Genomic DNA, 3,120 nt, shown 5'->3' on the forward strand with positions numbered 1-3,120 from the left:
GACCGGGTCGTCACGCTCGGGACGGACTGGGAGCTTCCGCTGGCGGCCACCGGCTCCCCCGTTCCCGTCGTGAGCGTCTCCGGCCTGCCCGCGGGCTTCGTCGCCGAGGACGCGGGGCCCGGCGCGGCACGCATCCGGGGCAGCGGCGAGGCCCTGGGCAGCGCGACCGTCACCGTCACCGCCCGCAACGAGCTGGGCGAGGCCGCCGAGCGGAGCTTCGTGCTCACGATCGCCGAGCCGCCGACGGAACCGACGCCCGAGCCGACGATCCAGCCGACGCCCGGGCCGACGATTCAGCCGACGACCGAGCCGACGACCGGACCAACACCCGAGCCGACGACGCTGCCAACGCCAGGGACACCCGGGACACCCGGGACACCCACGATTGCCCCGGCCCCCGCACCGGCGACGCCAGGCGCGCCCGGCACGCCGTCCGTGCCGGGGCTCGCGGCGGGCGGATCCCAGCCGCTGCCCTCCTGGCCGCTCGCCCTGTCCCTCCTCGCCGCGGGCGCGGGCGGCGTCCTGCTCGCCCGACGCCGACGCCGCCGCCGGGGCTGAGCGCGCACGGGCACCGGCCGGGACACGCCCGCGGCGGCCTGGGGGTTCCCGGCGAAACCGCGCCGGGCATCCCCGGCTCCCTATACTTGAGGGGGGCGGCGCACCTCAGGCGCGGCCCGGGCAACCCCCTTCGGGAAAGGCAGTGTGCAGGTGAACGATTTCAATTGGGACGATCGTGACGAGGCCGCGGTAAACACCGCACGGGTTCTCGCGGCGGACGCGGTAGAAAAGGTCGGCAACGGCCACCCGGGCACGGCGATCAGCCTCGCCCCGGTCGCTTACCTCCTGCACCAGCGGGTCCTGCGCCACGACCCGACGGACCCGGACTGGCTCGGCCGCGACCGCTTCATCCTCTCCATCGGTCACTCCTCGCTGACGCAGTACGTGCAGCTGTACCTGGGCGGCTACGGGCTGGAGCTTGACGACCTGAAGGCGCTGCGCACCTGGGGCTCGAAGACCCCCGGCCACCCCGAGTACGGGCACACCGATCACGTCGAGATCACCACGGGCCCCCTCGGGCAGGGCCTCGCCTCCGCCGTGGGCTTCGCCTACGCCGCACGCTACGAGCGCGGCCTCTTCGACCCGAACGCGGCCCCCGGCACGAGCCCCTTCGATCATCACGTGTACGTGATCGCCGGCGACGGCGACCTCCAAGAGGGCGTGACGAGCGAGGCCTCCTCGCTCGCGGGCCACCAGGAGCTCGGCAACCTGATCGCGATCTACGACTCCAACCAGATCTCCATCGAGGACGACACGGACATCTCCTACTCCGAGGACGTGGCCCAGCGCTACGCGGCCTACGGCTGGCAGGTGCTCACGGTGGACTGGAAGAAGACCGGCGCCTACGTCGAGGACGTGGCCGAGCTGTACGCCGCGATCGCGGAGGCCAAGGCCGAGACGACCAAGCCCACCATGATCATCCTGAAGACCGTGATCGGCTGGCCCAGCCCGGGCAAGCAGAACACGGGCGGCATTCACGGCGCAAAGCTCGGCGCGGACGAGCTCGCTGGGCTCAAGCGCGAGCTCGGCTTCGACCCGGAGCAGCACTTCCAGGTCGCCGACGAGGTCATCGAGCACACCCGCAAGGCCGTCGACCGCGGCGCGGAGGCGCGCGCCGAGTGGCAGCGCGGCTTCGATGCCTGGGCGGCCGCGAACCCCGAGCGGAAGGCGCTGCTCGACCGGCTCGAGGCCGGCGAGCTGCCCGAGGGCATCGCGGACGCGCTTCCCGTCTTCGAGGCCGGCACCTCGGTCTCGACCCGCTCCGCGAGCGGCAAGACCCTGAACGCGCTCGGCGCGGTGCTCCCCGAGCTCTGGGGCGGCTCGGCCGACCTGGCGGACTCGAACAACACCACGATCGCCGGTGCCGCGTCCTTCATCCCCGAGTCGCACTCCACGGGGGCCTACCAGGGCAACCCCTATGGCCGCGTCCTGCACTTCGGGATCCGCGAGCACGCGATGGGCTCGATCCTGAACGGGATCCAGCTGCACGGGAAGACGCGCGCCTACGGCGGCACCTTCCTGATCTTCAGCGACTACATGCGCCCCGCGGTTCGCCTGGCCGCGCTCATGAACGTGCCCAGCATCTTCGTGTGGACCCACGACTCCGTGGCCCTCGGCGAGGACGGCCCCACGCACCAGCCCATCGAGCAGCTCGCGACCCTGCGGGCGATCCCGAACCTCGCGATGGTGCGCCCCGCGGACGCGAACGAGGTCGCGCAGGCCTGGCTGGAGATGCTCCGCCGCCACGGTGGCCCGACCGGCATCGCGCTCAGCCGCCAAAACCTCACCGTGTTCCCGCGCGGCGAGGGCGCGGCCGCCGGCGAGGTCTTCGCGTCGGCCGAGCTCACCGCGCGCGGCGGCTACGTGCTGGCCGAGTCCGGCACCGGCTCCGTTGACGTCATCCTGATCGCGACCGGCTCCGAGGTGGAGCTGGCCGTCGAGGCCCGCGCCGCGCTCGCGAGCGACGGCATCGGTGCCCGGGTGGTGTCCATGCCGAGCGTCGAGTGGTTCGATGAGCAGCCCGCCGAGTACCGCGAAGCGGTGCTGCCGAGCGATGTCACGGCGCGCGTGAGCGTCGAGGCGGGGCTCTCCCTGGGGTGGGAGCGCTTCGTCGGCGGTTCGGGCGCCTCGGTGTCCATCGAGCACTTCGGTGCCTCGGCGGATCACCAGACGCTGTTCCGAGAGTTTGGCATGACGGCCGAGGCCGTCGTCGCCGCGGCCCGCGCGCAGCTCGGACGCTAACCCCTGTGGGCGGCCCTCGGGCCGCCCACACCCCGTTCCGGACCCGTTCGGAACGGTTCAGGACCCGCATCAGTTTCACGGCAGACCGCACCACCGCAGAGCATCGCCGCACCCGAGCCGGACTCGCGCAGCGGCGCAACACGACCCCCGCACTGAAGCGAAGGAGAACCCCATGACGAACAGCTCGACCGAAGCCCTCAGCAGTCTCGGTGTCAGCATCTGGCTCGACGACCTCTCACGGAGCCGCATCGAATCGGGTGACCTCGCACGGCTCCTCCTGGAGCGCTCGGTCACGGGGGTCACGACCAACCCCAGCATCTT

Annotated in this window: 2 protein-coding genes and 1 pseudogene; all 3 read left to right on the top strand. The window is 72.2% G+C overall.

What is annotated here, in order from left to right:
• On the top strand, nt 1-558 hold a 558-nt coding region (locus OOT08_RS00095; protein WP_325090568.1), incomplete at its 5' end, for a hypothetical protein.
• Nucleotides 559-708: 150 nt separating this feature from the next.
• On the top strand, nt 709-2,799 hold the full coding sequence (gene tkt, locus OOT08_RS00100) for a transketolase (protein ID WP_325090569.1): 2,091 nt from the start codon (nt 709-711) through the stop codon (nt 2,797-2,799).
• Nucleotides 2,800-2,971: 172 nt separating this feature from the next.
• Nucleotides 2,972-3,120 (top strand): annotated as a pseudogene (locus OOT08_RS00105) (transaldolase); the annotation flags it as partial.

Source organism: Leucobacter sp. M11, from assembly GCF_035726885.1.
Lineage (GTDB): Bacteria > Actinomycetota > Actinomycetes > Actinomycetales > Microbacteriaceae > JAPFRB01.